Origin of the sequence: Pseudomonas sp. o96-267 (assembly GCF_003935465.1) — a bacterium.
GTDB classification, from domain to species: Bacteria; Pseudomonadota; Gammaproteobacteria; order Pseudomonadales; family Pseudomonadaceae; genus Aquipseudomonas; species Aquipseudomonas sediminis.
In genome coordinates this window covers 107253-132541 of record NZ_RHQP01000002.1, presented here as the reverse complement: position 1 = coordinate 132541, position 25289 = coordinate 107253, and the positions used below count along the sequence as shown (strand labels likewise).

23 protein-coding genes are annotated in these 25289 nt (G+C 64.2%); 8 read left to right on the top strand and 15 right to left on the bottom strand.

Features of this window, described 5'->3' with window-relative positions:
* The first annotated feature begins 11 nt into the window (after positions 1–11).
* On the top strand, positions 12–899 hold the full coding sequence (locus EGJ86_RS02055) for a PA4780 family RIO1-like protein kinase (RefSeq protein ID WP_099522535.1): 888 nt from the start codon (positions 12–14) through the stop codon (positions 897–899).
* 95 nt (positions 900–994) lie between these two features.
* Here the strand turns inward: EGJ86_RS02055 and cueR are convergent, their stop codons facing one another.
* The 3 genes from cueR to EGJ86_RS02040 form a co-directional block, all read right to left on the bottom strand.
* Positions 995–1432 carry a Cu(I)-responsive transcriptional regulator gene (cueR, locus tag EGJ86_RS02050; protein WP_125833777.1) on the bottom strand — a complete coding sequence of 146 codons (438 nt, stop codon included), beginning with the start codon at positions 1430–1432 and terminating at the stop codon, positions 995–997.
* Entirely contained in the window at positions 1429–3798 is a 2370-nt protein-coding gene (locus EGJ86_RS02045; protein ID WP_125833776.1) for a heavy metal translocating P-type ATPase, read from the bottom strand. Before EGJ86_RS02045 ends, cueR begins: the two co-directional genes overlap by 4 nt.
* A 64-nt stretch (positions 3799–3862) precedes the next feature.
* Positions 3863–4255: a hypothetical protein gene (locus EGJ86_RS02040; protein ID WP_106732667.1), complete on the bottom strand. Its 393-nt coding sequence runs from the start codon at positions 4253–4255 to the stop codon at positions 3863–3865.
* A gap of 112 nt (positions 4256–4367) precedes the next feature.
* Between EGJ86_RS02040 and EGJ86_RS02035 the strand changes: the two genes are divergently transcribed.
* Positions 4368–4565: a heavy-metal-associated domain-containing protein gene (locus EGJ86_RS02035; protein WP_125833775.1), complete on the top strand. Its 198-nt coding sequence runs from the start codon at positions 4368–4370 to the stop codon at positions 4563–4565.
* Positions 4566–4577: 12 nt separating this feature from the next.
* Here EGJ86_RS02035 and EGJ86_RS02030 read toward each other — a convergent pair whose 3' ends face one another.
* Positions 4578–5198 carry a TetR family transcriptional regulator gene (locus EGJ86_RS02030; protein ID WP_125833774.1) on the bottom strand — a complete coding sequence of 207 codons (621 nt, stop codon included), beginning with the start codon at positions 5196–5198 and terminating at the stop codon, positions 4578–4580.
* A gap of 124 nt (positions 5199–5322) precedes the next feature.
* Between EGJ86_RS02030 and EGJ86_RS02025 the strand changes: the two genes are divergently transcribed.
* The 3 genes from EGJ86_RS02025 to EGJ86_RS02015 all read left to right on the top strand — a co-directional run bounded on the left by EGJ86_RS02025 (position 5323) and on the right by EGJ86_RS02015 (position 10877).
* Positions 5323–6474, top strand: a complete 1152-nt coding sequence (locus tag EGJ86_RS02025) for an efflux RND transporter periplasmic adaptor subunit (RefSeq protein WP_125833773.1) — start codon at positions 5323–5325, stop codon at positions 6472–6474.
* 5 nt (positions 6475–6479) lie between these two features.
* Entirely contained in the window at positions 6480–9617 is a 3138-nt protein-coding gene (locus tag EGJ86_RS02020) for an efflux RND transporter permease subunit (protein ID WP_125833772.1), read from the top strand.
* A gap of 90 nt (positions 9618–9707) precedes the next feature.
* Complete coding sequence (locus EGJ86_RS02015; RefSeq protein ID WP_125833771.1) at positions 9708–10877, top strand: Bcr/CflA family multidrug efflux MFS transporter; 1170 nt, start codon at positions 9708–9710, stop codon at positions 10875–10877.
* A 9-nt stretch (positions 10878–10886) separates the two neighbouring features.
* On the opposite strand, the gene EGJ86_RS02010 is transcribed toward EGJ86_RS02015, so the two are convergent.
* Complete coding sequence (locus EGJ86_RS02010; RefSeq protein WP_125833770.1) at positions 10887–11747, bottom strand: neutral zinc metallopeptidase; 861 nt, start codon at positions 11745–11747, stop codon at positions 10887–10889.
* A 52-nt stretch (positions 11748–11799) separates the two neighbouring features.
* Entirely contained in the window at positions 11800–12234 is a 435-nt protein-coding gene (locus EGJ86_RS02005) for a DUF411 domain-containing protein (RefSeq protein WP_125833769.1), read from the bottom strand.
* A gap of 130 nt (positions 12235–12364) precedes the next feature.
* On the opposite strand from EGJ86_RS02005, the gene EGJ86_RS02000 reads away from it, so the two are divergent.
* Positions 12365–12748, top strand: coding sequence for a DUF4345 family protein (locus EGJ86_RS02000; protein WP_125833768.1), 384 nt, complete (start codon positions 12365–12367; stop codon positions 12746–12748).
* A gap of 24 nt (positions 12749–12772) precedes the next feature.
* Here the strand turns inward: EGJ86_RS02000 and trmA are convergent, their stop codons facing one another.
* The gene (gene trmA / locus EGJ86_RS01995; protein WP_125833767.1) at positions 12773–13861 is read right to left on the bottom strand and encodes a tRNA (uridine(54)-C5)-methyltransferase TrmA; all 1089 of its coding nucleotides are present in this window, start codon (positions 13859–13861) and stop codon (positions 12773–12775) included.
* A 247-nt stretch (positions 13862–14108) separates the two neighbouring features.
* Positions 14109–15401 carry an NCS2 family permease gene (locus EGJ86_RS01990; protein ID WP_125833766.1) on the bottom strand — a complete coding sequence of 431 codons (1293 nt, stop codon included), beginning with the start codon at positions 15399–15401 and terminating at the stop codon, positions 14109–14111.
* 199 nt (positions 15402–15600) lie between these two features.
* Here EGJ86_RS01990 and EGJ86_RS01985 point away from each other — a divergent pair, with 199 nt between their 5' ends.
* Positions 15601–16152, top strand: coding sequence for a DJ-1 family glyoxalase III (locus EGJ86_RS01985; RefSeq protein WP_106732685.1), 552 nt, complete (start codon positions 15601–15603; stop codon positions 16150–16152).
* A gap of 82 nt (positions 16153–16234) precedes the next feature.
* Here EGJ86_RS01985 and ada read toward each other — a convergent pair whose 3' ends face one another.
* A complete protein-coding gene (ada, locus tag EGJ86_RS01980; RefSeq protein WP_125833765.1) occupies positions 16235–17257 on the bottom strand; it encodes a bifunctional DNA-binding transcriptional regulator/O6-methylguanine-DNA methyltransferase Ada in 1023 nt (340 codons plus the stop codon).
* Positions 17258–17428: 171 nt separating this feature from the next.
* Here ada and EGJ86_RS01975 point away from each other — a divergent pair, with 171 nt between their 5' ends.
* Positions 17429–18601, top strand: a complete 1173-nt coding sequence (locus EGJ86_RS01975) for an HD domain-containing phosphohydrolase (protein WP_125833764.1) — start codon at positions 17429–17431, stop codon at positions 18599–18601.
* A gap of 62 nt (positions 18602–18663) precedes the next feature.
* On the opposite strand, the gene EGJ86_RS01970 is transcribed toward EGJ86_RS01975, so the two are convergent.
* The 6 genes from EGJ86_RS01970 to EGJ86_RS01945 form a co-directional block, all read right to left on the bottom strand.
* Positions 18664–19635 carry a peptide ABC transporter ATP-binding protein gene (locus EGJ86_RS01970; RefSeq protein WP_125833763.1) on the bottom strand — a complete coding sequence of 324 codons (972 nt, stop codon included), beginning with the start codon at positions 19633–19635 and terminating at the stop codon, positions 18664–18666.
* Positions 19635–20591, bottom strand: a complete 957-nt coding sequence (locus EGJ86_RS01965) for an ABC transporter ATP-binding protein (RefSeq protein ID WP_125833762.1) — start codon at positions 20589–20591, stop codon at positions 19635–19637. The genes EGJ86_RS01970 and EGJ86_RS01965 overlap by 1 nt, the downstream gene beginning before the upstream one ends.
* Positions 20592–20601: 10 nt before the next feature.
* Positions 20602–21504, bottom strand: a complete 903-nt coding sequence (locus tag EGJ86_RS01960) for an ABC transporter permease subunit (RefSeq protein ID WP_125833761.1) — start codon at positions 21502–21504, stop codon at positions 20602–20604.
* 117 nt (positions 21505–21621) lie between these two features.
* Entirely contained in the window at positions 21622–22632 is a 1011-nt protein-coding gene (locus EGJ86_RS01955) for an ABC transporter permease subunit (protein WP_099522513.1), read from the bottom strand.
* Positions 22633–22805: 173 nt separating this feature from the next.
* Positions 22806–24395: an ABC transporter substrate-binding protein gene (locus EGJ86_RS01950; RefSeq protein WP_372237954.1), complete on the bottom strand. Its 1590-nt coding sequence runs from the start codon at positions 24393–24395 to the stop codon at positions 22806–22808.
* Positions 24396–24572: 177 nt separating this feature from the next.
* On the bottom strand, positions 24573–25139 hold the full coding sequence (locus EGJ86_RS01945) for a cupin domain-containing protein (RefSeq protein ID WP_125833759.1): 567 nt from the start codon (positions 25137–25139) through the stop codon (positions 24573–24575).
* Between the last annotated feature and the right edge of the window lie 150 nt (positions 25140–25289).

The following is a 25289-nucleotide window of genomic DNA, read 5'->3' as shown; positions in this document are numbered from 1 at the left end:
GATCCACACCGATGAAGACGCCCAAACGTATTGAACCCCTGGTCGAAGACGGCCTGGTGGACGAGGTGCTGCGACCGCTCATGAGCGGCAAGGAAGCAGCGGTTTATGTGGTGCGCTGCGGCGACGAGCTGCGCTGCGCCAAGGTCTACAAGGAAGCCAACAAACGTAGTTTTCGCCAGGCTTCCGAGTATCAGGAAGGCCGCAAGGTGCGTGGCAGCCGTCAGGCACGGGCCATGGCCAAGGGCAGCAAATATGGTCGCAAGGAGCAGGAAAGCGCGTGGCAGAACGCCGAAGTCGCCGCGTTGTTCCGTTTGGCCAATGCCGGCGTGCGAGTCCCCAAACCCTACGACTTTCTCGACGGCGTACTGCTGATGGAACTGGTGGACGATGGCGAGGGCGATGTCGCACCACGGCTCAATGACGTCGACCTGCACCCGGATGACGCGCGTGAATTCCACGCCTTCATGATTCAGGAAATCGTCAAGATGCTCTGCGCCGGCCTGGTGCACGGCGACTTGTCGGAATTCAACGTGCTGCTCGGCCCCGAAGGCCCGGTGATCATCGACCTGCCACAGGCCGTGGACGCCGCCGCCAACAACCACGCCTTCAGCATGCTCGAGCGCGATGTGCGCAACATGGCCGAGTACTTTGGCCAGTTCGCTCCCGAGCTCAAGTACACCAAGTACGCCAAGGAAATGTGGGCGCTCTACGAGGCCGGCAAACTGCTGCCCGATACGCAGCTGACCGGCGAATTCGCCGAGCCCGAGGACGCCGCCGACATCGACGCGGTAATGCGCGAGATCAAGGCCGCCCTGGCCGAGGAAGCGAAGAAGCAGGCCCTGCTCAACGCCGAAGACGAACCCAAGGACGCCGAACCGATACCGCCCTGGATGCGCTGAACGGCGCAACTGCGTAGGGTGCGCCGTGCGCACCTGGCTTTATAGGCCTAACCACTCCTGGAGATGGCGCTCAAATGCCCCGGATTGCATCCGGGCTACGTAGCGCCTTCGCTCCGATGCGCGCATCCCGCTGCGCTACAGCTCACGCCCTGTTCGATACCCTTGAGGATCGGGCAGTCCGGCCGGCTATCGCCCTGGCAACTGTTCGCCAGATCCACCAGCGTATCGCGCAAGGCACTCATCTCGGCAATCTTGCGCGACAGCGTGGCGATATGTTCCTCGGCCAGCGCCTTTACATCGGCACTGGCGCGCTGCTTGTCTTGCCACAGCGCCAGCAGCTTGCCCACCTCCTCCAGGGAAAACCCCAGATCCCGCGCCCGCTTGATAAAGGTCAGGCGGTGCAGATCGCTGCTACTGTACTGCCGATAGCCACTCTCCGAGCGCCCGGCATGGGGCAGCAGGTCGATGGACTCGTAATAGCGAATCATCTTGGCGCTGAGGCCGGTGTGCTTGGCGGCTTGGCCGATGTTCATGCTCGCGGGCTCCAGCGATTGAGCAGCAACGCGTTGCTCACCACGCTGACGCTGGACAGCGCCATGGCGGCGCCAGCGAACATCGGGTTGAGCAGGCCTGCGGCGGCCAGCGGGATGCCGATCAGGTTGTAGATGAAGGCCCAGAACAGGTTCTGGCGGATCTTGGCGTAGGTGCGCCGGCTGATTTCCAGCGCGGCCGGCACCAGACGCGGGTCGCCGCGCATCAGGGTGATGCCGGCGGCATGCATGGCCGCATCGGTGCCGCCACCCATGGCTATGCCAACGTCGGCTGCGGCCAGTGCTGGGGCGTCATTGATGCCGTCGCCGACCATCGCCACGGTGCCGTGCTGGCGCAGTTCGCCGATCAGCCTCGCCTTGTCCGCTGGCAGCACCTGCGCATGAGGTTCGTCGATGCCCAGCACGCGGGCGACTGCCGCCACGCTGCCCGGGTTGTCGCCACTGATCAGGTGGCTGGTGATGCCCTGTTCGCGCAGTTCGGCGATGGCGTCGCTGGCACCATCCTTGAGTTGATCACCGAAGGCCAGCAGGCCGAGCAGGCGAGGGATGTTGCCGGTTTCGATCAGCCAGGACAGCGTGCGGCCCTCGGCCTCCCAGGTGCGGGCGGATTCGGCCAGCGCACCCGCCTGCAATTGGTTTTCCTCCAGCAGGCGGCTGCTGCCCAGTTGCAGGGCGTGTCCTTCGACGCTACCCGCGATGCCGCGCCCGGCCAGGGCATGGCTGTCACTCAGCGTTGGCAGGGGAATGTGCTGTTCGGCGCAGCGCTGCAGCACGGCCTTGGCCAGTGGATGTTCGCTACCCTGTTGCAGGCCGCCGGCTAGTCTCAGCAGTTCCGCTTCGCTGGCGTCGGCCAGGCCGATATGGACGATGCGCGGCTTGCCTTCGGTGAGGGTGCCTGTCTTGTCGAAGGCGATGTGCTGCACGGCATGCGCCACTTCCAGCGCTTCGGCGTCCTTGATCAGGATGCCGTGGCGCGCGGCGACGCCGGTGCCGGCCATGATCGCGGTCGGCGTGGCCAGACCCAGCGCGCAGGGACAGGCGATCACCAGCACGGCGACGGCATTGAGCAGGGCGCTTTCCAGTGGTGCGCCGAATGCCAGCCAGCCGAGCAGCGTGGCCAGGGCGATCAGCAGCACGGCTGGGACGAAGACCTGGCTGACCTTGTCCACCAGCTTCTGGATCGGTGCCTTCGCCGCCTGGGCATCTTCGACCAGGCGGATGATGCGCGACAGCACGGTCTCCGCACCCAGGGCGGTGGTTTCCACCAGCAAACGTCCCTCGCTGTTGATGGCGCCAGCCGTGACCTTGTCACCGGGTTGCTTGGCCACCGGCAGGCTTTCACCGCTGATCAGCGCCTCGTCCGCATGGCTGTGGCCCTCCAGGACCTGGCCGTCGACCGGGAAGCGCTCGCCCGGCTTGACCAGGATATGGTCGCCCAGCGCCAGCTCGTCGATACCGACGCGTTCCTCGTGGCCATCCACAAGGCGCACCGCGTGCTCCGGGCGCAGTGCCTGCAACGCGCGAATGGCGCTGGCGGTCTGGCGCTTGGCACGGCTCTCAAGGTACTTGCCGAGCAGGATCAGGCTGATGATCACCGCCGAGGCTTCGAAGTAAAGGTGCGGCATTTGCCCGGCCGGCGTCACGGCCCACTGATACAGGCTCAGGCCGTAGCCGGCGCTGGTGCCGATCGCCACGAGTTGGTCCATGTTGCCGGCGCGAGCCTTCAGCGCCTGCCAGGCCGCGCGATAGAAGCGCGCGCCGAAGATGAACTGCACCGGCGTGGCCAGCAGGAACTGCACCCAGGCTGGCAGCATCCAGTGCAGGCCGAACGGCTCGACGAGCATCGGCAGCACCAGCGGCAGGGTCAGGACGATGGCTGCCAGCAAGGTCAGACGTTCACGGCGTAGTCGGTGCTGGGCATCATCCGTGGTGGGGTGATCATCGAGCAGGCTGGCTTTGTAACCGGCGGCAGCTACCGCCTTCAGCGCCTGTTGCGGGTCGAAACCAGCGAGCACCTGCAGGCGTGCCTTCTCATCGGCAAGATTGACGGCGACCTGGCTGATACCCGGCAGCTTGTTCAGGGCGCGCTCGATACGACCGACGCAACTGGCGCAGGTCATGCCCTCGATGTCCAACTCCAGTGGCTGGCTGGGCACGCTGTAACCGGCGCCCTCGATGGCGGTGATCAGTTGCGGCAGGCTGCCGGCAGGTGCTTCGATACGCGCCTGCTCATTGGCCAGGTTGACGCTGGCGCTGCTCACCTCCGGCAATTTGCGTAACGCGCGCTCGACACGGCCGGCGCAACTGGCGCAGGTCATGCCTCGGATCGGCAGGTCGAAAGTGGTCATGGTTCGGCTCCCTGTAGCTTGATGGCTACAGGATCAACCTTGACCCCATGGCAAGGTCAAGTCTTCAGTTCAGAGTTGGCGCGGCATGCAGTCGCAGGCCATCGCTGCCCATGGCGATGCGGTAGCGGCGCACCTCGCCGGCCTGTAGTTCCAGTGCCTGACCGGCGAGCTGGTTGATACCGTCCTGACAGGGACCTGTGCCAGTCAGGCCGAGGCGCAGCGAGACCTTGCCCGGCGGCAGGTTGAAGGACACCGACTGGCCCTGGTGCAAGCGTGCGGCCATCTGGTCATGCAGGTACAGCGCAACCTCGCAGGTAGTGGCCACTTCCAGGCGTTCGCGCGAGACGATCAGCACCGCATAACCTTCGCCCTGGCTGGTCGACGGCAGCGGGGCCAGCGGTTCGGCCTGGGCCAGAGGCGCCAGCAGCAGGGCAAGGGCGGAGCAGAGCAGACGCATGGTGATGACCCTCGTACGGGAACGCGGCAAATGACATGACGCAAGGACTTGACCTTGCCATTGTGGCAAGGTCGAGACTACTCCCATCGACCACTGATTCAAGGAGCCAGTCATGCAACAGTTCAAGGTTCGCGGAATGTCCTGCGGTCATTGCGTGCGCGCCGTCACCCAGGCGATCCAGGCGCTGGACCAGACGGCCAGCGTCGAAGTCGATCTGGCCGCGGGGCTGGTACGAGTGCAGGGCAATCTGGACGCTGCGCAGATCCAGGCCGCCATCCGTGAAGAAGGTTACGAGGTTGCGCCCGCCTAGAACTCGGATCGGCTATGGCCACTGCCGCAGCAGGCCGCGAAAGCAGCTGTCGATCATCGCTGGAGTGTCGGTCTGGGCGTCGAACAGATTGGGATCGCGCAGCCAATCGCTGAACAGACCGACGATCAGCGCGTGCAGCGTACGCGAGGCCAGGCGCGGGGTGATGCCGGGGTGCAGGTGCGGTTGCACCTCTGGCAGGGCGAACTGTTGTTCGCACAGGTCGATGAACTGATTGACGAAGGTTTCGTGACGCTCTTCGGCTTCGCGTAAATCCTCGGTGAACTCGCAACGGCGCAGCAGCACGGTGAGGATGCGCCGGCGTTGCTCATCCAGCACCAGATTGGCCATGGCTTCTATGCACAGGTCGCGCAGCAACTGCAGCGATGCCAGGCCGTCGACTGCGGCCAACTGTTCGGCCAGCGGCTCCAGTGGCAGGCGTACCTGGTTGAGCATTTCGTGGAACAGGTGGGCCTTGTTCTGGAAATGCCAATAGACCGCACCGCGCGTGACCCCAGCATGCCGGGCGATATGCTCCAGGCTGGTATGGGCGACCCCGCGCTCGAGGAACAACTGTTCCGCAGCAGCGAGGATGGCGCAGCGGGTTTTCTCCGCATCTTCTTTGGTTCTACGCATGGCGATCCGGTTAATTGGAACTAGGCTCAGATTGTGCCGAGTTTACCGATTTTGCCCCGCCTGCTGGTGGCGGGCTTGGTTGTCCTGCTTCTGCCCCGTGTCTAGCCAAGGAGAGGAATGTCTCATGCCCTTCGTTCGTCTGGTCGGTGTCTGCCTGCCCTTCAGCCTGGTCTTGGTGGCCGCGAGCGTCGAGGCCGCCGAGGCGCCACCGACGGCGGTGACGGTCGAGCAGATCAAGGCCGGCGAACTGCCTATCGTGCTGGAGTATCCGGCGCGAACCGCTGGTTACCGCGAAGTGCAGGTTCGAGCCCAGGTCGGCGGCATTCTGCAGGAACGCACCTACCAGGAGGGTAGTCGGGTACAGAAGGATCAGGTGCTGTTTCGCATCGATTCGCGCCCCTACGAGGCGGCTCTGGCCCGTGCCAAGGGCGCGCTGGCGCAGGAGCAGGCGCGTTTTCGCCAGACCGACCGTGACCTCAAACGCATCCGTGAATTGCAGAAGAAGGGCTTCGCCAGCGAGAGCGAACTGGACAATGCCATCTCCAACTTCGAACAGAGCAAGGCCAATATCGAGGCGGCCCAGGCCGAGGTGCAGTCGCGCCAGATCGACCTCGACTACACCACGGTCAAGGCGCCAATCACCGGCATCACCAGCAAGGAAAGCGTTTCCGAAGGCAGCCTGATCGTCGCTGGCGACCCCAGTGCCAGCCTGCTGACGCAGATCACCCAGCTCGACCCGATCTTCGTCAACTTCGCCTACCCGGACGCCGAGGCCGAGCGTCTGCGCCGCGAAGTGTCCGAAGGCAGCCTGGCTCTACCGGCCAGCGGCAAACTCAGTGTGGAAGTGCATTTTGGTGATGGCTCGGCCTATCCGATAGCGGGTGAAGTGGACTTCACCGACAGCCTGATCGACCGTGGTACCGGCACCGTCAGCGCCCGTGGCGTGGTGCCGAACCCCGATCAGAAACTGTTGCCCGGGCAGTTCGTGCGCGTGCAGGTCAAGGGGCTGACCCGTCCCAACGCCATCACCGTACCGGAGCGCGCCGTCGCTCAGGGCCCGCGCGGGACCTTCGTCTACGTAGTGGACGAGCAAGGCCTCGCGCGCATGCGCCAGGTCACCACCGGTGATACGGCCAGCGGCCGCTGGGTGATTCTGGCTGGCGTCAGCGATGGTGAACGGGTGATCGTCGACGGCTTGGCCAAGGTGCGACCGGATAGCCCGGTCAAGGTCGAGGAGGCGAAGGCAGCCACGCCAGCCAATCCGGCGCAGGAGTAACGGCCATGATCTCGCGCTTCTTCATCGACCGCCCGGTATTCGCCACCGTCATTTCCATCGTCATCGTGCTCGCCGGCTTGGCGGCGATGCGCGCGCTGCCCATCGCTCAGTACCCGGAAATCCTGCCGCCGCAGGTATCGGTCAGCGCCGCATACCCCGGTGCCAGCTCGCAGGTCATCGCCGAAACCGTGGCGGCGCCGCTGGAGCAGGAGATCAACGGCGTCGAGAACATGATCTACCAGCTGTCCAACTCCTCCAGCAGTGGGGCGATGAGCCTGACGGTGTACTTCGCGGTCGGCACCGACCCGGATCAGGCCACCATCAACGTCAACAACAAGGTGCAGGCAGCGTTGGCCAAGCTGCCGGAAGAAGTGCGCCGCCAGGGTGTGAAGGTGGAGAAGAAGTCTTCCGACATCCTCCAGGTGATCACCCTCTATTCGCCGGATGGTTCGCGCGACCCGATCTTCATCAGCAACTACGCGCTGATCAACGTCATCGACGAACTCAAGCGTCTCAAGGGCGTTGGCGATGCCAGCCAGTTCGGTTCCAAGGATTATTCCATGCGTATCTGGCTGCGCCCGGACAAGCTGGCGCAGTACAACCTGACGCCCACCGATGTGGTCAATGCGATTCGCGAGCAGAACTCGCAGTTTGCCGCCGGCAGCTTTGGCCAGCAGCCGTTGAAGGAGCCACAGGACTTCACCTACACCGTCACCACGCAAGGGCGTTTCACCGACCCGAAGGAGTTCGAGAGCGTCATCCTGCGTACCGACGATACCGGTGCCAGCCTGCTGCTCAAGGATGTGGCGCGGGTCGAGCTGGGCGCCCAGGATTACTCGCTGGTCACTACCCTCAACGGCCAGCAGAACGCTGCCTTCGGCATCTACCTGCAACCTGGTGCCAACGCCCTGGACACCGCCGAGGCGGTCGAGCGGACCATGCAGCGCCTGGCCAAGCGCTTCCCCGAAGGCATCGCCTACAAGATCCCCTACGACACCACCAAGTTCGTTCAGGTCTCGATCACTGAGGTGATCCACACTTTCTTCGAGGCGCTGGTGCTGGTGGTGTTGGTAGTGTTCATCTTCCTGCAGAACTGGCGCGCCACGCTGATTCCGGTGCTGGCAATTCCGGTATCGCTGGTCGGCACCTTTGCCGGCATGTACCTGCTGGGCTTCTCCATCAACCTGCTGACGTTGTTCGGTATGGTGCTGGCCATCGGCATCGTGGTGGACGATGCCATCGTGGTGATCGAGAACGTCGAACGGGTGATGCGCACGCAGGGGCTGAATGCGCGAGATGCCTCGATCAAGGCGATGGAGGAGGTGACCGGGCCGATCATTGCCATCGTTCTGGTGCTGTGCGCGGTGTTCGTGCCGGTGGGCTTTCTCGGTGGCCTGGCGGGGCAGATGTACAAGCAGTTCGCGATCACCATCGCGGTGTCGGTGGTGATTTCCGGCATCGTCGCGCTGACGCTTTCCCCTGCGCTCTGCGCGCTGCTGCTCAAGCCTGGCCACCATGAACCGGCGGCACCTTTTCGTGTATTCAACCGTTTCTTCGACAAGGCCACCGCAGGCTATGGCGCCGGGGTGCGTTTCTTCCTCAAGCGTTCGCTGGTCGGCCTGCTGCTGTTCGGCGGCATGATCGCGCTGATCATGCTGCTGTTCTCACGGGTGCCCGGCTCACTGGTGCCCGATGAGGATCAGGGTTACGTGATCAATGCCTACTACTTGCCGCCGGCCGCTTCGCTCAATCGCACCGAGGCGCTGAGCGGGGCGGTGAGCCAGCAATTGATGGAACATCCGGCAGTGGCGGATGTGGTGACCTTCGCCGGTTTCGATGTGCTCACCTTCGGCGTGCGCAGCAACGCCGGGGTGTCTTTCGTGCCGCTCAAGGACTGGAGTGAGCGCACCACTGCCGAGCTCGATGCACGCAATCTGACGCGCGAGTTCATGGGTATGGGCGCTGCGCAGAAGGATGGCCTGGTGTTGTCGTTCAATCCACCACCGATCACCGGCATGAGCACCACCGGTGGCTTCGAGTCCTTCATTCAGGACCGCTCCGGCGGCAGCGTCGAGCAGCTCGGCGAGAAGGTCCAGGCCTTCGTCGCGGCCGCCAGCAAGCGACCGGAGCTGGCCGGCATCCAGAGTACCTTCAGCGCCAACGTGCCGCAGTACTACATCGACCTGGATCGCACCAAGACGCGGGCGCTGGGCGTCAGCGTCAGCGATGTGTTCACCGCGATGCAGGCGACCTTCGGCAGTTATTACGTCAACGATTTCACCCTCTACGGGCGCACCTGGCAGGTCAGCCTGCAGTCCGAGTCGGAGTTCCGCCGCAAGCCGGAGGACCTTGGCCAGGTCTACGTGCGCTCCAGCGGTGGTGATCTGGTGCCGCTGTCGACCCTGCTGCGCGTGCGGCGCATCCTCGGGCCGGATTCCTACGACCGTTTCAACGTCTATCCCTCGGCCAAGGTGCTTGGCGGTCCAGCGCCCGGTTACAGCTCCGGGCAGGCACTGGCGGCGATGCAGGAGGTGGCCGATGAGGTATTGGGTGAGGACTACAGCCTCGGCTGGATCGGCTCGGCCTATCAGGAGTTGGCGACTCTGGGCTCAGGCACTCAGGCCTTCGTCTTCGGCCTGATTCTGGTGTTCCTGATTCTCGCCGCGCAGTACGAGCGCTGGACGCTGCCGTTGGCAGTGGTCACCGCCGTGCCGTTCGCAGTGTTCGGCGCGATTCTCGCGGTGTGGCTGCGCGGCATTCAGAACGACGTGTACTTCCAGGTCGGCCTGGTCACGCTGATCGGCCTGGCAGCGAAGAACGCCATCCTCATCGTCGAGTTCGCCGTGTTGCTGCGTGCCGAGGGCAAGAGCATCTTCGACTCGGCGCTGGAGGCGGCCAAGCTGCGTTTCCGTCCCATCGTGATGACTTCGCTGGCGTTCATTCTCGGCTGCGTACCGCTGGCCATCAGCTCCGGTGCCGGCTCGGCCAGTCGTCACTCCATCGGCACCGGGGTGATCGGCGGCATGCTCGCGGCGACCCTGCTGGCCACGTTCGTTATCCCGATGTTCTACCTGCTGGTGGAAACGGCTGCGCAACGGGTGAGCCGGCGCGGCAAGGCCAGGGAGGAAGAACAACCGCATTGAGTCATCCGGGCCGTAGTTCGGCGGCCCGCGCTTTCGCAAGCTGCCCGGTCGATGAGATGATTAGCCGGCTAATAATTCTCCGGATCATTCATGAACCTGCGAACCCTGCTGATCTTGGGCGCGCTCAGCGCTTTTGGCCCCCTGGCCATCGATTTCTACCTGCCAAGTTTCCCCACCCTGGCGCAGCAGTTCGGCACCGACGTCGAGCATATTCAGCTGTCGCTGGCGGCCTATTTCGTCGGCATCGCCATTGGACAACTGTTCTACGGGCCGCTGGCGGATCGTTTCGGGCGCCGCATGCCGCTATTGGTCGGGGTGACCCTGTTCACCCTGGCATCGCTGGCCTGCGCCCTGGCTCCCAGTCTGGAATGGTTGGTGGTCGCGCGTTTCGTGCAGGCCCTCGGTGGTTGCGCCGGCATGGTTATCACCCGCGCGGTGGTGCGCGATCTGTGCGACCCACTGGCCTCGGCCAAAGTGTTCTCTCAACTGGTGCTGGTGATGGGGCTGGCGCCGATTCTCGCGCCCCTGGGGGGCGGACTGCTGCTCAATACCCTGGGCTGGCCGTCGATTTTCCACAGCCTGGCAATCTTTGCCGGGTTGTGCCTGCTGGCCGTGCTGTTGTGGTTGCCGGAGACGCGTCCGCAGCACCTGCAGCCGGCGCCGCTGAGTGGCGCCTTCGGCCAGTACCGCGCGCTGTTGGGCAATGCACCGTTCATGGGTTACAGCCTGGCCGGCGGTGTGGCGATGGCAGGCATGTTCGCCTACATCGCCGGCTCGCCCTTCGTGTTCATCGAGATGTACGGTGTGCCGCCGGAGCACTATGGCTGGCTGTTCGGCAGCAACGCAGCGGGCTTCGTGATCATGGCGCAGGTCAATGCGCGTCTGGTGCGCAGTGGTGGCCCGGCGCTGTGGCTGCGGCGCATGGTGCTGGTGTACCTGGCCAGTGGCCTGTGTCTGCTGGTGCTGGCGTTGTGGCAACCGGCGCAGCTGTGGCCGCTGATGATTCCGCTGTTCATTTGCGTGGCCAGCCTCGGCTGCGTGTTGCCCAATGCCACGGCTTGCGCCATGGCTGGGCAGGGCCGTCATGCCGGCAGCGCATCCGGGTTGCTGGGCAGCATGCAGTTCAGTGTGGCGGCCAGCGCTTCGGCTTTGGTGGCCTTCCTGCATGATGGCTCGGCCATGCCCATGGCGCTGGTGATCGCCCTGTGCGGCGCTGCCGCCTGCGGCTTTGCCTGGTGGAGCAAGCGCTTCGTGGTGTGAGCCGGCGTGTTACAGGCGCGCCGCCTTGAAGGTGTCGCAACGCCCTGGCTGACCGCTTTCAAAACCGCTGCTGAACCAACGTACGCGCTGCTCTGAGGTGCCATGGGTGAAGGCGTCCGGCACCACTTGGCCGCGCGCCTGTTTTTGCAGGCGGTCATCGCCGATGGCGCTGGCGGCGTTCAGCGCTTCTTCAAGATCGCCAGCCTCCAGCCAGTCATGCCGGCGTTGCGCGTGATGCGCCCAGACCCCGGCCAGGCAGTCGGCCTGCAGTTCCTGGCGCACCAGCAGGCCGCCATCACCCTCGACGCGTTCGCCACGTTGGCGCGCCGCATTGACCTTGGCCGAGACGCCGAGCAGGGTCTGTACGTGATGACCGACCTCGTGGGCGATCACGTAGGCCTGGGCGAAGTCACCGGCAGCGGAGAAGCGCTGTTCCATCTCGCGGAAAAACGCCATGTCCAGATACACGCGCTGATCGCCAGGGCAGTAGAAGGGGCCGACCGCCGAGCTGGCAAAACCACAGGCGGAATTGACGCCACCGGAGAACAGCACCAGTTGCGGGTCGCGATACTGCTGGCCGGCCTGCTGGAACAGCTCGCGCCAGGTGTCTTCGGTGTCGCCGAGAATGGCGCGGACGAACTCGCTCTGCTGGTCGTTGGCCGGTGGTGCGCTCTGTGTCTGGGCGACCTGCGGCTGGGTAGCCTGGCCGGCGATCTGGCCAAGAATCTGCAGCGGGTCCTGGCCCATCAGCAAGCCGACGATGACGATCACTGCTACGCCACCGAGGCTCAGACCACCACCGAGGCGCCGGCCGGAGCGGCCGCGCGCATCCACCACGTTGTCACTGCGTCTACCGCGTTGCCAGCGCATGGCTGCACTCCCTGGTTGCTTATCGCAGCAGTGTAGCTGCGTCCGTGCCGGCTCAGTTGGCGGGATAGTCGCTCAGCAGTTGATCCTTGCGTTCGTTATCCAGGCCGATGACCTGATAGGCGTCGACACGACCGCCGTACTCCATGCCTGGCGAGCCCATGGGCATACCGGGTACCGCAGCGCCGATCAGATCGGGACGTTGACGCAGCTTGAGAATGTCGGCCGCCGGTACGTGGCCTTCGACGAATTTGCCGTCGATCACGCCGGTGTGGCAGGACGCCAGGCGCGGCGGAACGCCAAGGCGCTGTTTGACCGCACTCATGTCGGTCTCGACATGGTCGTTGACGGTGAAACCATTGTCCTGCAGATGGCTGATCCACGCCTTGCAGCAGCCACAATTGGCATCGCGGTGAACATCGATGGTCAGGGGTTCGCTGGCGTGAGCCAGACCGGAGACGAGGAAGAGGGCGAGCAGGGAACGACGCATGGCAAGGCTCCAGATAATCGAGCGCTCAGCATAGCGCCGGCATGACGACTGCCCAAGCCATTGCGACTATGCGTCGCGACCAGTGGCTGCCTATGCTAGTGGCAGCCACTCCTTGCCCGGAAATCTGCCGATGCTGTTTGCTCGAATCGTCCTGTCGATCCAGATCGCTGCCCTGCTCGTGTTGGGGCTGGCCTACTTCATTCGTCCCGAGGAAATGGCCAGCTTCAGTGGCGCATTGCTGATGGGAAGCGCCGCCGTGACTGAAGTGCGTGCCTATTACGGCGGCCTGCAACTGGGGCTGGCGGCTTACCTGGCGATGGCGCTGCTGCGTATGGATTTGCTGCGCCCGGCGCTGCTTCTGCTGGTACTGCTGTACAGCTCGCTGGCGTTGGCGCGCATTGCCGGGCTGTGGCTGGATGGCGGCGCACAGCAGACCTTCAACCTATACGCGCTGCTGCTTGAAGTGGCATCGGCCGCGCTGGTCTGGTGGGTGTTGCGCGGCTTGTCTCGCTGAGCCGGGCCAAGGGCGAAAAACGACTCAGCGCCGCTCCAGCAGCACACCCGCTTCCATGTGGTGGGTGTAGGGAAACTGGTCGAACAGTGCGCTGCGCGTCACTTTGTGAGTGTCGCTCAACTGGGCGATGTTGGCGGCCAGGGTCTCCGGGTTGCAGGAGATGTACAGGATGCGCTCGAAGCGGCGGGTCAGCTCGCAGGTGTCGGGGTCCATGCCGGCGCGCGGCGGGTCTACGAAGACACTGCCGAACTCATAGCTCTTGAGATCGATACCGGCCAGGCGGCGGAACGGGCGTACCTCGTTCAGCGCCTGGGTCAGCTCCTCGGCGGACAGGCGCACCAGCTCGACGTTGTTCACGCCGTTGTCAGCCAGGTTGGCCAGGGCGGCGTTCACCGAGGTCTTGCTGATCTCGGTGGCCAGGGCCTTGCGCACGCGGGTGGCCAGCGGCAGGGTGAAGTTGCCGTTGCCGCAGTAAAGTTCCAGCAGGTCGTCGTCGCGCTGGCCGAGGGCGTCATGGGCCCAAATCAGCATCTTCTCGCAGACCTTGCCGTTGGGCTGGGTGAAGGCGCCTTCCGGTTGGCGATAACGGAAGCTGCGCCCGGCTACGGTCAGTTCTTCTTCCACATAGTCGCGACCGATCACCAGGCGCTGACCGCGGGAGCGGCCGACCAGGCTGACGTTCAGCTCGGCGGCCAGCTTTTCCGCCTCGGCTTGCCAGGCCTCGTCGAGCGGGCGGTGGTAGGCCAGGGTGATCAGCGCATCACCGGCCAGGGTGGTGAGGAACTCGACCTGGAACAGCTTGAACGACAAGGCTTCACTAGCCTGCCAGGCAGCGCGCAGACGCGGCATCAACTCGTTGATGCGCAGGCTGGCAATGGGGAAGTCGTCGAGCAGGATCGGCGTGTGCTTGTCGCCCGGCGCGAACATCGCGTAGTGGCGCTGGCCGTCTTCACGCCACAGACGGAACTCGGCGCGCATGCGGTAGTGCTCGCGCGGCGAATCGAACACCGCAGGCTCCGGCGCGCCGAAGGGCGCCAGCAGTTCGACCAGGCGGGCCTTCTTCTCGGCGAGTTGGGCGTCGTACGTGGCAGGGTCGAATGCGGGGCGGCTCATCGGTCACTCATGGGGCAGGAAAACGGGGCGCCATTGTAGCGACTCCGTTGCCGATGTGCCGTTGTCGTCGATCATTGGTGGCGCTGGACGCGGAGCGTCCCGAGGAGGCGTTCCCACGTGGAGCGTGGGAACGATCATGACGAGGCCGATGGTAGGCTGAAGCGGAACGTCGTCCGGCCCACCCTACGCAGGTTGTCCGGGGGCGGCGTAGGGCGTACTCGCGAAGCAGTACGCCGTTATCGGCTGATCAGGCGAAGTAGGCCAGCTTGACCACGAACAGGGCCGAGAGCACCCACATCGCCGGGTTCAGTTCGCGCCAGCGGCCGGCCAGTACCTTGACCGCGGTCCAGGCGATGAAACCGAACGCGATGCCGTTGGCGATGGAGAAGGTCAGCGGCATGGCCAGGGCGGCGACCACCACCGGGGCGGCGACAGTCAGGTCGTCCCAGTCGATCTGCGCCAGGCTGCTCATCATCAGTACGGCGACGAACAGCAGCGCAGGCGCGGTGGCATAGGCCGGAACGGCGCCAGCCAGCGGGGCGAAGAACAGGGCCAGGAGAAACAGTGCGGCGACCACACAGGCAGTCAGGCCGGTGCGTCCACCTGCACTGATGCCAGCAGCGGATTCGATGTAGCTGGTGGTGGTGCTGGTGCCCAGCGCGGCGCCGGCCATGGTCGCGGTGCTGTCGGCCAGCAGGGCACGGCCGAGGCGTGGCATCTTGCCGTCCTTGTCCAGCAGGTCGGCTTTCTGCGCCACGCCGACCAGGGTGCCGGAGGTGTCGAACAGGTCGACGAAGAGGAAGGCGAAGATCACGCTGATCAGGCCGATATCCAGCGCGCCGGCTATGTCCAGCTGCAGCAGGGTCGGCATCAGCGAGGGTGGCATCGACACCACGCCCTGCAGCTCGGACAGGCCCAGAACAATCGACAGGCCGGTGACCAGCAGGATGCCTATCATCACTGCGCCGGTGACCTTGCGATAGGCCAGTGCGGCGATGACGAAGAAGCCCAGGCAGGCCAGCAGTGCGCCGCCGTTGCTCATATCGCCGAGGCCGACCAGGGTGGCCGGGTGATCGACCACGATGCCTGCGTTCTTCAGGGCGATGATCGCCAGGAACAGGCCGATACCGGCGGCGATACCGGCGCGCAGGGCCAGCGGGATGCTGTTGATGATCCACTCGCGGATCTTGAAGATCGACAGCAGGAAGAAGATTGCGCCGGAGAGGAACACCGCGCCCAGAGCGGTCTGCCAGCTGTAGCCCATGGTCATCACCACGGTGTAGGTGAAAAAGGCGTTGAGGCCCATGCCGGGCGCCAGGGCGATCGGGTAGTTGGCCAGCAGGCCCATGATCAGCGAGCCGATGGCGCCAGCCAGGCAGGTGGCGACGAATACCGCGCCGTGGTCCATGCCGGTCTTGGCGAGCATTTCCGGGTTGACGAAGAGAATGTAGGCCATGGTCAGGAAGGTGGTGATCCCGGCCAGTACCTCGGTGCGCACCGTGGTGTTGTGGGCTTTGAGTTGGAACAGTCTTTCCAGCATGGTGGCTCCCCGAGGCGCAAACGCGCCTGAATTGGTCTGCACAAAGCAAAGCACATCCGTCCGTGCAGGCCGGAAAATTGCTCGATTTCGCAAAAGCCGCGCATCATAACAGCAAGGTTTTGCCGGGTGAATTCAAGGTCTGTTGTGTCCTTTTATGACCAGGTGGACAGTTTCATTTTCTGTCTGAAGGAGTAGTGAGATGAGCAAGCGAGCACTGATTGCAGTTGCTGATGGTGTCGAAGATCTTGAATGCGTGACCCTGATTGATGTGCTGCGCCGCGCCGATGTCGAGGTGCTGGTGGCGAGTATCGAAGAGCGCAGGATGATCACCTGCGCCCGCGGTACCCGGCTGACCGCTGATGCCATGTTGGTGGACGTGCTGGCGCAGGATTTCGACCTGATCGTCCTGCCCGGCGGGATGCCTGGTGCGCAGCGCCTGGCCGAGTTCGAACCCTTGGCCGAACGTGTGCGCAAGCAGGCCAAGGCGGGCGAGCTGTTCGCCGCGATCTGCGCCGCGCCTGCATTGGCCCTGCAGCAGTACGGGGTGCTCAGGCAGCGACGGATGACCTGCTATCCGGCGTTCAGTGATCGGCTGAGTGGCTGCACCTTCGTCGACGAGGCGGTGGTGGTCGATGGCAACTGCATCACCAGCCAGGGCCCGGGAACGGCACTGGCCTTTGCCCTGACCCTGGTGGAGCAACTGGTCGGGCGCGGCACGCGCAGCGAGGTAGCCAAGGCGATGCTGGCCTAGAGGCCGGTGAGAGGGCTGGTGCGCTACGGGTGTCAGCGCGCAGCGCAGCAAAGCGTAGGGTGCGCCGCGCGCACCGACAGCGCTACGACTGCTCCTGCTCCAGCAACCGCCGTTTGCGCTGCAACCCCCAGCGATAGCCGCTGAGGCTGCCATCGCTGGCTACGACACGATGGCAGGGTAGCAACAGACCGATGGCGTTGCTGGCACAGGCGCGGGCAATCGCCCTTGGGTGACTGTGCAACTGTCCGGCCAGGTCGGCGTAGCTGCGGGTTTCGCCGCTGGGAATATGCTGCAGCGCCTGCCAGACGCGTTGCTGAAAGGCCGTGCCGCGAATATCCAAGGGCAGATGGGCGGCGCGCTCCGGCTCCTGTAATTGCGCCAACACTTGCTGCAGCCAGTTGCGCAGACCTTGTTCATCTTCTTCTAGCTGGGCGGCGGCGAAGCGTTGTTGCAACTCGTCACGCAGGGCAGTCGGCTCGTCGCCGAATAGCAATGCACAAACGCCCTTGTCACTGGTTGCCAGCAGCACCTGGCCGAGTGGGCTGGGGGCGATGCTGTAGCGCAGTCGTTCGCCTGCACCGCGTAGGCGGCGCTGCGCCGGGCTCATGGCCGGGGGCTTTTCATACAGCGCGCGGGTGCCGGAATAGCCAGCGGCCAGGGCCGCCTCGAGCACGTTATCTGCCTGTGGCAACTCGGCGTCCAGGCGCTGGCGGCGTTGCGCCGCCGCCCAGGCATTGGGCGTCATCCCGGTACGCGCCTTGAACGCACGGGCCAGGTGTGACGGTGACAAGCCGATGCGGGCTGCCAGTTGCGGCAGCGTCAGGCGCTGTTCACCGCGCAGAAGATCACAGGCGGCCGCAACCAGTGCGTCGAGCTGCTGCGCCGGGCTTTGCCCCTGTGGCGAGCAGCGCTTGCACGGGCGAAAGCCAGCTGCCTCGGCGCTGGCAGCATCGGCGTGGAAACTGACATTGTCGCGCCGTGGCCGCCGCGCAGGGCAGTTCGGCCGACAATAGATGCCGGTGCTGCGTACGGTGAAAACGAAGCGTCCGTCGAACGCCCCATCACGTTCGCAAACGGCCTGCCAACAGCGTTCCGGGTCGAGCATGGCGCAGCCCTTCTGGTCACGGTTTTGCTTACGATTGTCGGCTGGTCGCGTTGCGCTGCCAATCCGCATTGCACTTTCAAACCGCTGCCGAGGTCATTTGTATGTCGGCCTGAGCGCAAATACAGCCCAGCGCCTTTAATGATGACTAGGCAGGTGCCAGTGGAGGTCGCCATGCGCGGGATGCTCGATAGGCCGGAGCAGGAACTGATTCTGGTGGTGGATGATGCGGTGGACGCGCGTCAGCGCCTGGGCGCGCTATTGGTCGACCGCTACCAGGTGCGCCTGGTCGGCAGTGAGGAAGCGCTGCATGCTGCCAGGTCGCGACCGCAACCGGACCTGATTCTGCTCGACTGGCAGAACGACTATGCACTGTGTCGCGGGCTTAGCACCGACCCGCAGACCCGCCATATCCCGCTGATCCTCATCACTGGCCATAGCGATGCCGCCGACGAGCAACTGGGCTTCGACCTTGGCGCTGCCGACTACATCATCAAACCGGTCAGCGCGCCCATTGTGCTCGCGCGCGTTCGAGCGCAACTGCAGCTTAAGGCGGCCACCGATTATTTGCGTGACAAGAGCGAGTATCTGGAACTCGAGGTCAAGCGCCGCACGCGTGATATCCAGAACCTGCAGGACGTCACCATCGAGGCCATGGCCAGCGTTGCCGTCATGCGTGACAACCCGAGCAGCCGTCGCCTGGAACGTATCGAGCGCTACATGACCTGCCTGACCGCTGCATTGGCGCGGCAGCAGCCGGCCTTGTCCGAGTCTCTGAACGAGGAGCGCATCGCCCAGTTGGGCAAGTCGGCCATGCTGCATGTGATCGACCGGCTGACCCTGCCTGACCGCGTACTGCTCAGCCATGGCGAAGCGGATGAAAATGATCTGCGCCTGCTGAGCGAGGGCGTGATTGCCGGACGTGATGCGCTCGAACGCGCCGAGCGCAAGCTGGGCAGCATCACCGACTTTCTCTCCGATGCCAAAGACATCGTCTACGGCCAGCATGAACGCTGGGACGGCAAAGGCTATCCGCAAGGTCTGCATGGCGAGCAGATTCCGCTGTCGGCGCGGCTGATGGCGCTGGTGGGGCACTTCGAAGAACTGAGCTGTCGGCATCCTTATCTGCCGCCGATCAGCCCGGCGCAGGCAGTGGCGCAGATCAGCGCGGCCAGCGGCACACGCTTCGATCCCATGGTGGTATTGGCCTTCGTCGAAGCCACGACGGAGTTTCTGCATATCGCCGAAACCCTGGCCGACGACGCTGCTGCGGTCGGCGTCGAGTTGCAGCGGCTGGAGGACTCGCTGGCCGAAAGCATCGAGCTGACCCTGCCACCAACGGCATAGGCGCGTCGTCAGCCCAGGCGGCGCCGCGACGCTCTACAGAGCGCCGCGGTCTTTGCCGTGAGCTAGTCGACGATCCGCTCCACATGGTGACAGGCCACCTGCCGTGCATCGATCAGGCGCAGCTCCGGGCGCTCGCTACGGCAGCGCTCGTCGGCATGCGGGCAGCGCTTGTGGAAGGCGCAGCCGGAGGGTGGATTCAGCGGATTTGGCAGCTCACCGCTGATCTTCATTCGCGGTTTGTCCGGATCGGGATGAATCGCCGGCGTCGCCGACAGCAGGGCGCGGGTGTAGGGGTGCAGCGGGCGGGTGTAGAGCGCCTCGGCCGGGCCCATTTCCACCGGACGGCCTAGGTACATCACCAGCACGTCGTCGGCGACATGACGCACCACCGAGAGGTTGTGCGAGATGAACACGTAGCCGGTCTGGTACTGCTCCTGCAGGTCCATGAACAGGTTCAGCACCTGGGCCTGGATCGACACGTCCAGCGCCGAGGTCGGTTCGTCCGCTACCAGCACCTGCGGCTGCAGCATCATGGCGCGGGCCAGGGCGATGCGCTGGCGCTGGCCGCCGGAGAACATGTGCGGGTAGCGCTGGTAATGCTCGGGGCGCAGGCCGACCTGCTGCATCATCGCTTGCACTTTCTCGCGGCGTTCGGCGCGCGACAGGCGGGTGTTGATCAGCAGCGGTTCGGCCAACTGATCACCGATCTTCTGCCGCGGGTTGAGTGAGGCGTAGGGATTCTGGAACACCATCTGCACATCGCGGCGCAGTTGCTTGCGCTCGGCATGGCTGGCGCCGGCCACTTCGTGCCCGGCGATCTGCAGGCTACCGGAACTGGGTGTTTCGATCAGAGTCAGGGCGCGGGCCAGGGTGGACTTGCCGCAGCCGGACTCGCCGACCACGGCCAGGGTCCTGCCGGACTGCAGGCTGAAGGACACGCCATTGAGCGCCTGGACCGTGGCCGCTGGCTTGAACAGGCCGCGCGAGACACTGTAGTGACGGGTCAGCTCACGGGCTTCGAGTACGGTACTCATCAGGCCACCTCCAGCGGGAAGAAGCAGCGCGCGGCGCCACGGTCATGTGGTTCCAGGGCTGGGCGTTGCTGGTGGCAGCGCGCCTGCACGTAGGGGCAGCGGGGTGACAGCAGGCAGCCCAGCGGGCGGTCATAGCGGCCGGGCACGATGCCGGGCAGGGTGGCCAGGCGGCTGGCACCGGCGCTGTGCTCGGGGATGGCCTTGAGCAAGGCTTCGGTATAGGGATGGCTGGGCGCGTCGAACAGCGCCGGCACATGACCCAGCTCCACCGCTTGCCCGGCGTACATCACGCAGACGCGCGGGGCGGTTTCGGCGACCACGGCCAGGTCGTGAGTGATCAGCACCAGAGCCATGCCCTGATCGCGCTGCAGGTCGAGCAGCAATTCCATGATCTGCGCCTGAATGGTCACATCCAGCGCCGTGGTCGGTTCGTCGGCTATCAGCAGCTTGGGCTCGGCGGCAATCGCCATGGCGATCGCCACTCGCTGGCTCATGCCCCCGGACACCTGATGCGGATAGGCGTCGAGGCGACTGGCGGCACCAGGGATTTCCACCCGTTCCAGCAGTTCGAGGGCGCGGGCCCGCGCTGCCTTGCCTTTCAGACCGAGGTGCTGCTGCAGCACTTCCTCGATCTGGAAGCCCACGGTATAGCTGGGGTTGAGCGCGGTCATCGGGTCCTGGAACACCATGGCCAGGTCCTTGCCGACGATGTGCCGGCGTTGGCGGCCCTTGAGGCGCAGCATGTCGGTGCCGTCGAACTGCAGGCAGTCGGCCTGGACGATGCCGGGGGCGTCGATCAGGCCCATCAGCGCCATCATGGTCACGGACTTGCCGGAACCCGATTCGCCGACGATGGCCAGCACTTCGCCCTGCTCGACGCTGAGATCGAGGCCATCGACCACCGGCATGGCGGGGCCGAAGCGTACGGAGAGATTGCGGATATTCAGCAGGCTCATTCCTGGCTCCTCACTGCGCATTCTTCAATTTTGGGTCGAGCGCATCGCGCAGGCCGTCACCCATCAGGTTGATCGCCAGCACGCTGAGCAGAATCGCCAGGCCGGGCAGGCTCACCACCCACCAGGCGCGCTCGATGTAGTCGCGCGCCGAAGCCAGCATGGTGCCCCACTCGGGCGTCGGCGGTTGCACGCCGAGGCCGAGAAAGCCCAGTGCGGCCGCGTCGAGAATCGCCGAGGAAAAGCTCAGGGTGGCCTGTACGATCAACGGCGCCATGCAGTTAGGCAGCACGGTGACGAACATCAGCCGTGGCAGGTTGGCGCCGGCCAGCTGCGCAGCGGTGACGTAGTCTCGGTTCAGTTCACCCATCACGGCCGCGCGGGTCAGGCGCACATAGGAAGGCAGCGAGACGATGGCGATGGCGAAGATGGTGTTGATCAGCCCTGGGCCGAGGATAGCGACGATGGCCACCGCCAGCAGTAGCGAGGGCAGCGCCAGCATGATGTCCATCAGGCGCATGATGCCGGGGCCGAGCAGACGCGGGAAAAAGCCTGCGACCAGACCCAGCAGGATGCCGGGAATCAGCGACAACACCACCGATGCCAGGCCGATCAGCAGCGACAGGCGTGCACCGTGGATCAGGCGCGAGAGCAGGTCGCGGCCCAGTTCGTCGGTGCCGAGCAGGAACTGCCATTGGCCGCCTTCCAGCCACACCGGTGGGGTGAGCAGGAAGTCGCGGTACTGCTCGCTGGGATCGTGCGGTGCGACCCAGGGGGCGAATAGTGCGCAGAACACCAGCAGGATCATGAACGCCAGGCCGCCGAGGGCGCCGGTGTTGTGGGCGAAGGCTTGCCAGAACTCTTTCAGCGGCGAGGGGTAGAGCAGGCTCTGGTCGAGTGGGGTGGAGGTGGTCATGGGCGCACCTCTTGTAGGGTGGACGACGCTTCACCCGTCCACCGACGTGTTTTCACGGTGGATGAAAAGCGCGTCATCCACCCTACGCAAACGATGTGGCTATGCATGGCGCCTTCCTTACTTCTGATGGCGAATACGTGGATTGGCCAGGCCATAGAGGATGTCCACGGTGAAGTTGACCAGGATCACCAGGCAGGCGATCAGCAGAATGCCGTTTTGCACCACCGGGTAGTCGCGGGCACCGATGGCCTCGATCAACCACTTGCCGATGCCCGGCCAGGAGAAGATGGTTTCGGTCAGCACGGCACCGGCCAGCAGGGTGCCGACCTGCAGGCCGAACACGGTCAGCACCGGGATCAAGGCATTGCGCAGGCCATGCACGAAGACCACGCGCGTCGGCGACAGGCCTTTGGCCCGTGCGGTGCGGATGTAGTCCTCACGCAGCACTTCGAGCATGGCCGAGCGGGTCATCCGCGCGATCACCGCCAGCGGGATGGTGCCGAGCACGATCGCTGGCAGGATCAGGTGGCGCAGGGCGTCGACGAAGGCGCCTGGCTCGTCGGAAAGCAGTGTGTCGATCAGCATGAAGCCGGTGACCGGCGGGATGTCGTAGAGCAGATCGATACGTCCTGAAACCGGTGTCCAGCCCAGGCCCACCGAGAAGAACATGATCAGCAGCAGGCCCCACCAGAAGATCGGCATGGAATAGCCGGTCAGGGCAATGCTCATCACGCCGTGATCCAGCGGTGTGCCGCGCTTGAGTGCGGCGACCACCCCGGCGATCAGGCCCAGGGTGCCGGCAAATAGCAAAGCGGCCAGGGCCAGTTCGACGGTGGCGGGAAACAGGGTGAGAAACTCGTTCCACACGCTTTCACGCGAGCGCAGCGATTCGCCGAGGTTGCCGCTGGCGAGTTGCCCGATGTAGTCGAAGTACTGCTGGTACAACGGCTTGTTCAGCCCCAGACGCTCCATGGCCTGGGCGTGCATTTCCGGGTCGACGCGGCGTTCGCCCATCATCACTTCCACCGGGTCACCGGGGATCAGGCGGATCAGTGCGAAGGTCAGCAGGGTGACGCCGAAGAAGGTGGGGATCAGCAAGCCCAAGCGGCGTGCAATGAAGCTCAGCATGGCGGTGGGTAACTCCTAATCAGAACGGTATCGAGCAGCCCGGAATTCTGGCGATTCCTTCGCACATGTTGCAGGTTAGCTGTTCGACCACGACGTGCCCCGGGCATTTGCCTGGGGCGTCGTTCGAGGGCGGTCGCGTAACGGCAGTCGGCGCAGCGGCGATCGCAGGGCTATCAGTCGTTGCTGACACCGATGAAGCTGTTGCGGCCGAAGGGGCTGATCTGGAAGCCTTTGACGCTGCTGCGCATCGGTTGGTAGACCGTGGAATGAGCGATCGGCGTGATTGGCACTTCGCGCTTGAGTACGACCTGGGCCTGACGATACAGCTCGCTACGTTGTTCCTGATCGGTCACGCGCTTGGCGGCGACCACCAGCTTGTCGTATTCGCTGTCGCACCACTTGGAGAAGTTGTTGCCGTCTACCGAGGCGCAGCCGTACAGGGTGCCGAGCCAGTTGTCCGGGTCACCGTTGTCGCCGGTCCAGCCGATCAGCATGGCGTCGTGCTCGCCGGCATGGGCACGCTTGATGTATTCGCCCCACTCGTAGCTGACGATGCGCGCCTTGATGCCGACCTTGGCCCAGTCGTTTTGCAGCATCTCGGCCATCAGCCGCGCGTTGGGGTTGTAGGGGCGCTGCACGGGCATGGCCCACAGGGTGATCTCGGTGCCTTCCTTGACGCCGGCAGCCTTGAGCAGTTCCTTGGCTTTTTCGGGATCGTAGGCCGCATCCTTGATCGACTCGTCATAGGACCATTGAGTCGGCGGCATGCCGTTCATCGCCAACTGACCAGCGCCCTGGTACACCGCGTCGATGATCGCGGCCTTGTTCACCGCCATATCCAGCGCCTGACGTACTTCGCGCTGGTCGAACGGCGCGCGGGTAACGTTGTAGGCGATGTAGCCGACGTTGTAGCCAGGCTCGGTCGGTACATTGAGATTCTTGTCGGCCTGCAGGCTCTGCAGGTCGGCAGGGCGCGGGTTGAGGGTGACGTGGCATTCACCGGCGCGCAGCTTCTGCGCGCGTACCGAGGCGTCGGTATTGATGGAGAAGATCAGGTTGTCGATCTTCACTTGCTCGGGGGCCCAGTATTGCGTGTTGCCCTTGAAGCGGATCACCGCGTCCTTCTGATAGCGGCTGAACACGAACGGCCCGGTGCCGATGGGCTTCTGGTTGATCTCGGCGGCCTTGCCGGCCTTGAGCAACTGGTCGGCGTATTCGGCCGAGTGTATCGCGGCAAAGCTCATCGCCAGGTTCTGCACGAAGGCGGCGTCAACGGCGTTGAGGGTGAAGACCACGGTCATGTCGTCGGTCTTCTCGATCTTGGCGATGTTCTTGTCCAGGCCCATGTCCGTGAAGTAGGGAAACTCGCTGGGGTAGGCCTGGCGGAACGGGTGGTTGCGATCGAGCATGCGCTGGTAAGTGAACAGCACATCGTCGGCGTTGAAGTCGCGAGTCGGCTTGAAGTAGTCGGTGCTGTGGAACTTGACCCCTTCGCGCAAGTGGAAGGTGTAGGTCAGGCCGTCTTCGCTGATGTCCCAGGAGCTGGCCAGCGACGGTTGTGCCTTGGTGCCGCCGCGCTCGAATTCGGCTAGGCGGTTGAAGATGGTTTCCGAGGCTGCATCGAAGTCGGTGCCGGTGGTGTACTGGCCGGGGTCGAAACCACCCGGGCTGCCTTCGGAGCAATACACCAGGTTGTTGGCGTGGGCGAACGAAGCACTGGTGAGCAGGCCTGCGGTGAGCAGTGCCTTGCACAGGGGAGACATACGCATGCGAACCTCTTTTTCTTTTTGTTCGCGCCTGGGTATGGCGCGAGCTCGGAATGCGGTGAAGGCGGGTAGCCCACCGGGTCGGGCTCGAAATTAAGTCATGCTGAAATTGTGGTCAACAAAAATTAAGCAGCACTAACATTGCGCATATTCGCCCTGAATTGGGGCAAAAAATCACTCGCTGGCGGGGTGATCGCCGAAAAGCGCCATGGTGGTCATGGTCAGCACTTCGGCCGGTGCATCGGCATTATTGGCCAGGCGATGCAGCTTGCCGGCATCGAAATGCACCGAGTCGCCGGGGCCAAGGGGGTAGTCGCGACCCTCGATGGTGTAGACGATCTGCCCGCTGAGCACGTAGGAGAATTCCACGCCTTCATGCGCGATCAGTTCAGACTGATAGCCCACCGGAATGTTCATCTTCACCGCGTTGATCGAGTTGCCGGGAAATGAACTGGACAGGCGCTCGTAGGCCAGCAACTGGCCGCCTACGGTGTAGCGCACCCGCTCGTTGACGTGGGAATCCGGCTGCGCCTGAGTGGGTTGGTCGAACAACACGTTGAGCGGTACATCCAGTGACTTGGCGATGCTCGCCAGTGACGACAGCGATACGCCAGTCAGGTTGCGCTCTGCCTGGGACAGGAAGCTGGCGGTCAGACCAGCGTCTGCCGCTACCTGATTGAGGGTCTTGCCGGCGGCGCGCCGGTAGCGGCGCAAGCGTTCGCCAATGCGATCTGCGGTCATGGAGGTGGCTCGCTGTTCGGGTCCGTGCAGTATACCCATGAGGTGCAGGGACTTCAGCCCGGCGCCAGCGCGCTTTTTAAGTCCAACTGAAAAAAGTTTTGACCAAAATTTAAGTTGCACTTAAATTTTGCCGCAGCGAAATGCCCGGTG

Excerpts from the sequence above, each read along its gene's own strand:
- EGJ86_RS02055 (WP_099522535.1), top strand. The coding sequence starts at position 12 with ATGAAGACGCCCAAACGTATTGAACCCCTGGTCGAAGACGGCCTGGTG.
- cueR (WP_125833777.1), bottom strand. The coding sequence starts at position 1,432 with ATGAACATCGGCCAAGCCGCCAAGCACACCGGCCTCAGCGCCAAGATG.
- EGJ86_RS02045 (WP_125833776.1), bottom strand. The coding sequence starts at position 3,798 with ATGACCACTTTCGACCTGCCGATCCGAGGCATGACCTGCGCCAGTTGC.
- EGJ86_RS02040 (WP_106732667.1), bottom strand. The coding sequence starts at position 4,255 with ATGCGTCTGCTCTGCTCCGCCCTTGCCCTGCTGCTGGCGCCTCTGGCC.
- EGJ86_RS02035 (WP_125833775.1), top strand. The coding sequence starts at position 4,368 with ATGCAACAGTTCAAGGTTCGCGGAATGTCCTGCGGTCATTGCGTGCGC.
- EGJ86_RS02030 (WP_125833774.1), bottom strand. The coding sequence starts at position 5,198 with ATGCGTAGAACCAAAGAAGATGCGGAGAAAACCCGCTGCGCCATCCTC.
- EGJ86_RS02025 (WP_125833773.1), top strand. The coding sequence starts at position 5,323 with ATGCCCTTCGTTCGTCTGGTCGGTGTCTGCCTGCCCTTCAGCCTGGTC.
- EGJ86_RS02020 (WP_125833772.1), top strand. The coding sequence starts at position 6,480 with ATGATCTCGCGCTTCTTCATCGACCGCCCGGTATTCGCCACCGTCATT.
- EGJ86_RS02015 (WP_125833771.1), top strand. The coding sequence starts at position 9,708 with ATGAACCTGCGAACCCTGCTGATCTTGGGCGCGCTCAGCGCTTTTGGC.
- EGJ86_RS02010 (WP_125833770.1), bottom strand. The coding sequence starts at position 11,747 with ATGCGCTGGCAACGCGGTAGACGCAGTGACAACGTGGTGGATGCGCGC.
- EGJ86_RS02005 (WP_125833769.1), bottom strand. The coding sequence starts at position 12,234 with ATGCGTCGTTCCCTGCTCGCCCTCTTCCTCGTCTCCGGTCTGGCTCAC.
- EGJ86_RS02000 (WP_125833768.1), top strand. The coding sequence starts at position 12,365 with ATGCTGTTTGCTCGAATCGTCCTGTCGATCCAGATCGCTGCCCTGCTC.
- trmA (WP_125833767.1), bottom strand. The coding sequence starts at position 13,861 with ATGAGCCGCCCCGCATTCGACCCTGCCACGTACGACGCCCAACTCGCC.
- EGJ86_RS01990 (WP_125833766.1), bottom strand. The coding sequence starts at position 15,401 with ATGCTGGAAAGACTGTTCCAACTCAAAGCCCACAACACCACGGTGCGC.
- EGJ86_RS01985 (WP_106732685.1), top strand. The coding sequence starts at position 15,601 with ATGAGCAAGCGAGCACTGATTGCAGTTGCTGATGGTGTCGAAGATCTT.
- ada (WP_125833765.1), bottom strand. The coding sequence starts at position 17,257 with ATGCTCGACCCGGAACGCTGTTGGCAGGCCGTTTGCGAACGTGATGGG.
- EGJ86_RS01975 (WP_125833764.1), top strand. The coding sequence starts at position 17,429 with ATGCGCGGGATGCTCGATAGGCCGGAGCAGGAACTGATTCTGGTGGTG.
- EGJ86_RS01970 (WP_125833763.1), bottom strand. The coding sequence starts at position 19,635 with ATGAGTACCGTACTCGAAGCCCGTGAGCTGACCCGTCACTACAGTGTC.
- EGJ86_RS01965 (WP_125833762.1), bottom strand. The coding sequence starts at position 20,591 with ATGAGCCTGCTGAATATCCGCAATCTCTCCGTACGCTTCGGCCCCGCC.
- EGJ86_RS01960 (WP_125833761.1), bottom strand. The coding sequence starts at position 21,504 with ATGACCACCTCCACCCCACTCGACCAGAGCCTGCTCTACCCCTCGCCG.
- EGJ86_RS01955 (WP_099522513.1), bottom strand. The coding sequence starts at position 22,632 with ATGCTGAGCTTCATTGCACGCCGCTTGGGCTTGCTGATCCCCACCTTC.
- EGJ86_RS01950 (WP_372237954.1), bottom strand. The coding sequence starts at position 24,395 with ATGTCTCCCCTGTGCAAGGCACTGCTCACCGCAGGCCTGCTCACCAGT.
- EGJ86_RS01945 (WP_125833759.1), bottom strand. The coding sequence starts at position 25,139 with ATGACCGCAGATCGCATTGGCGAACGCTTGCGCCGCTACCGGCGCGCC.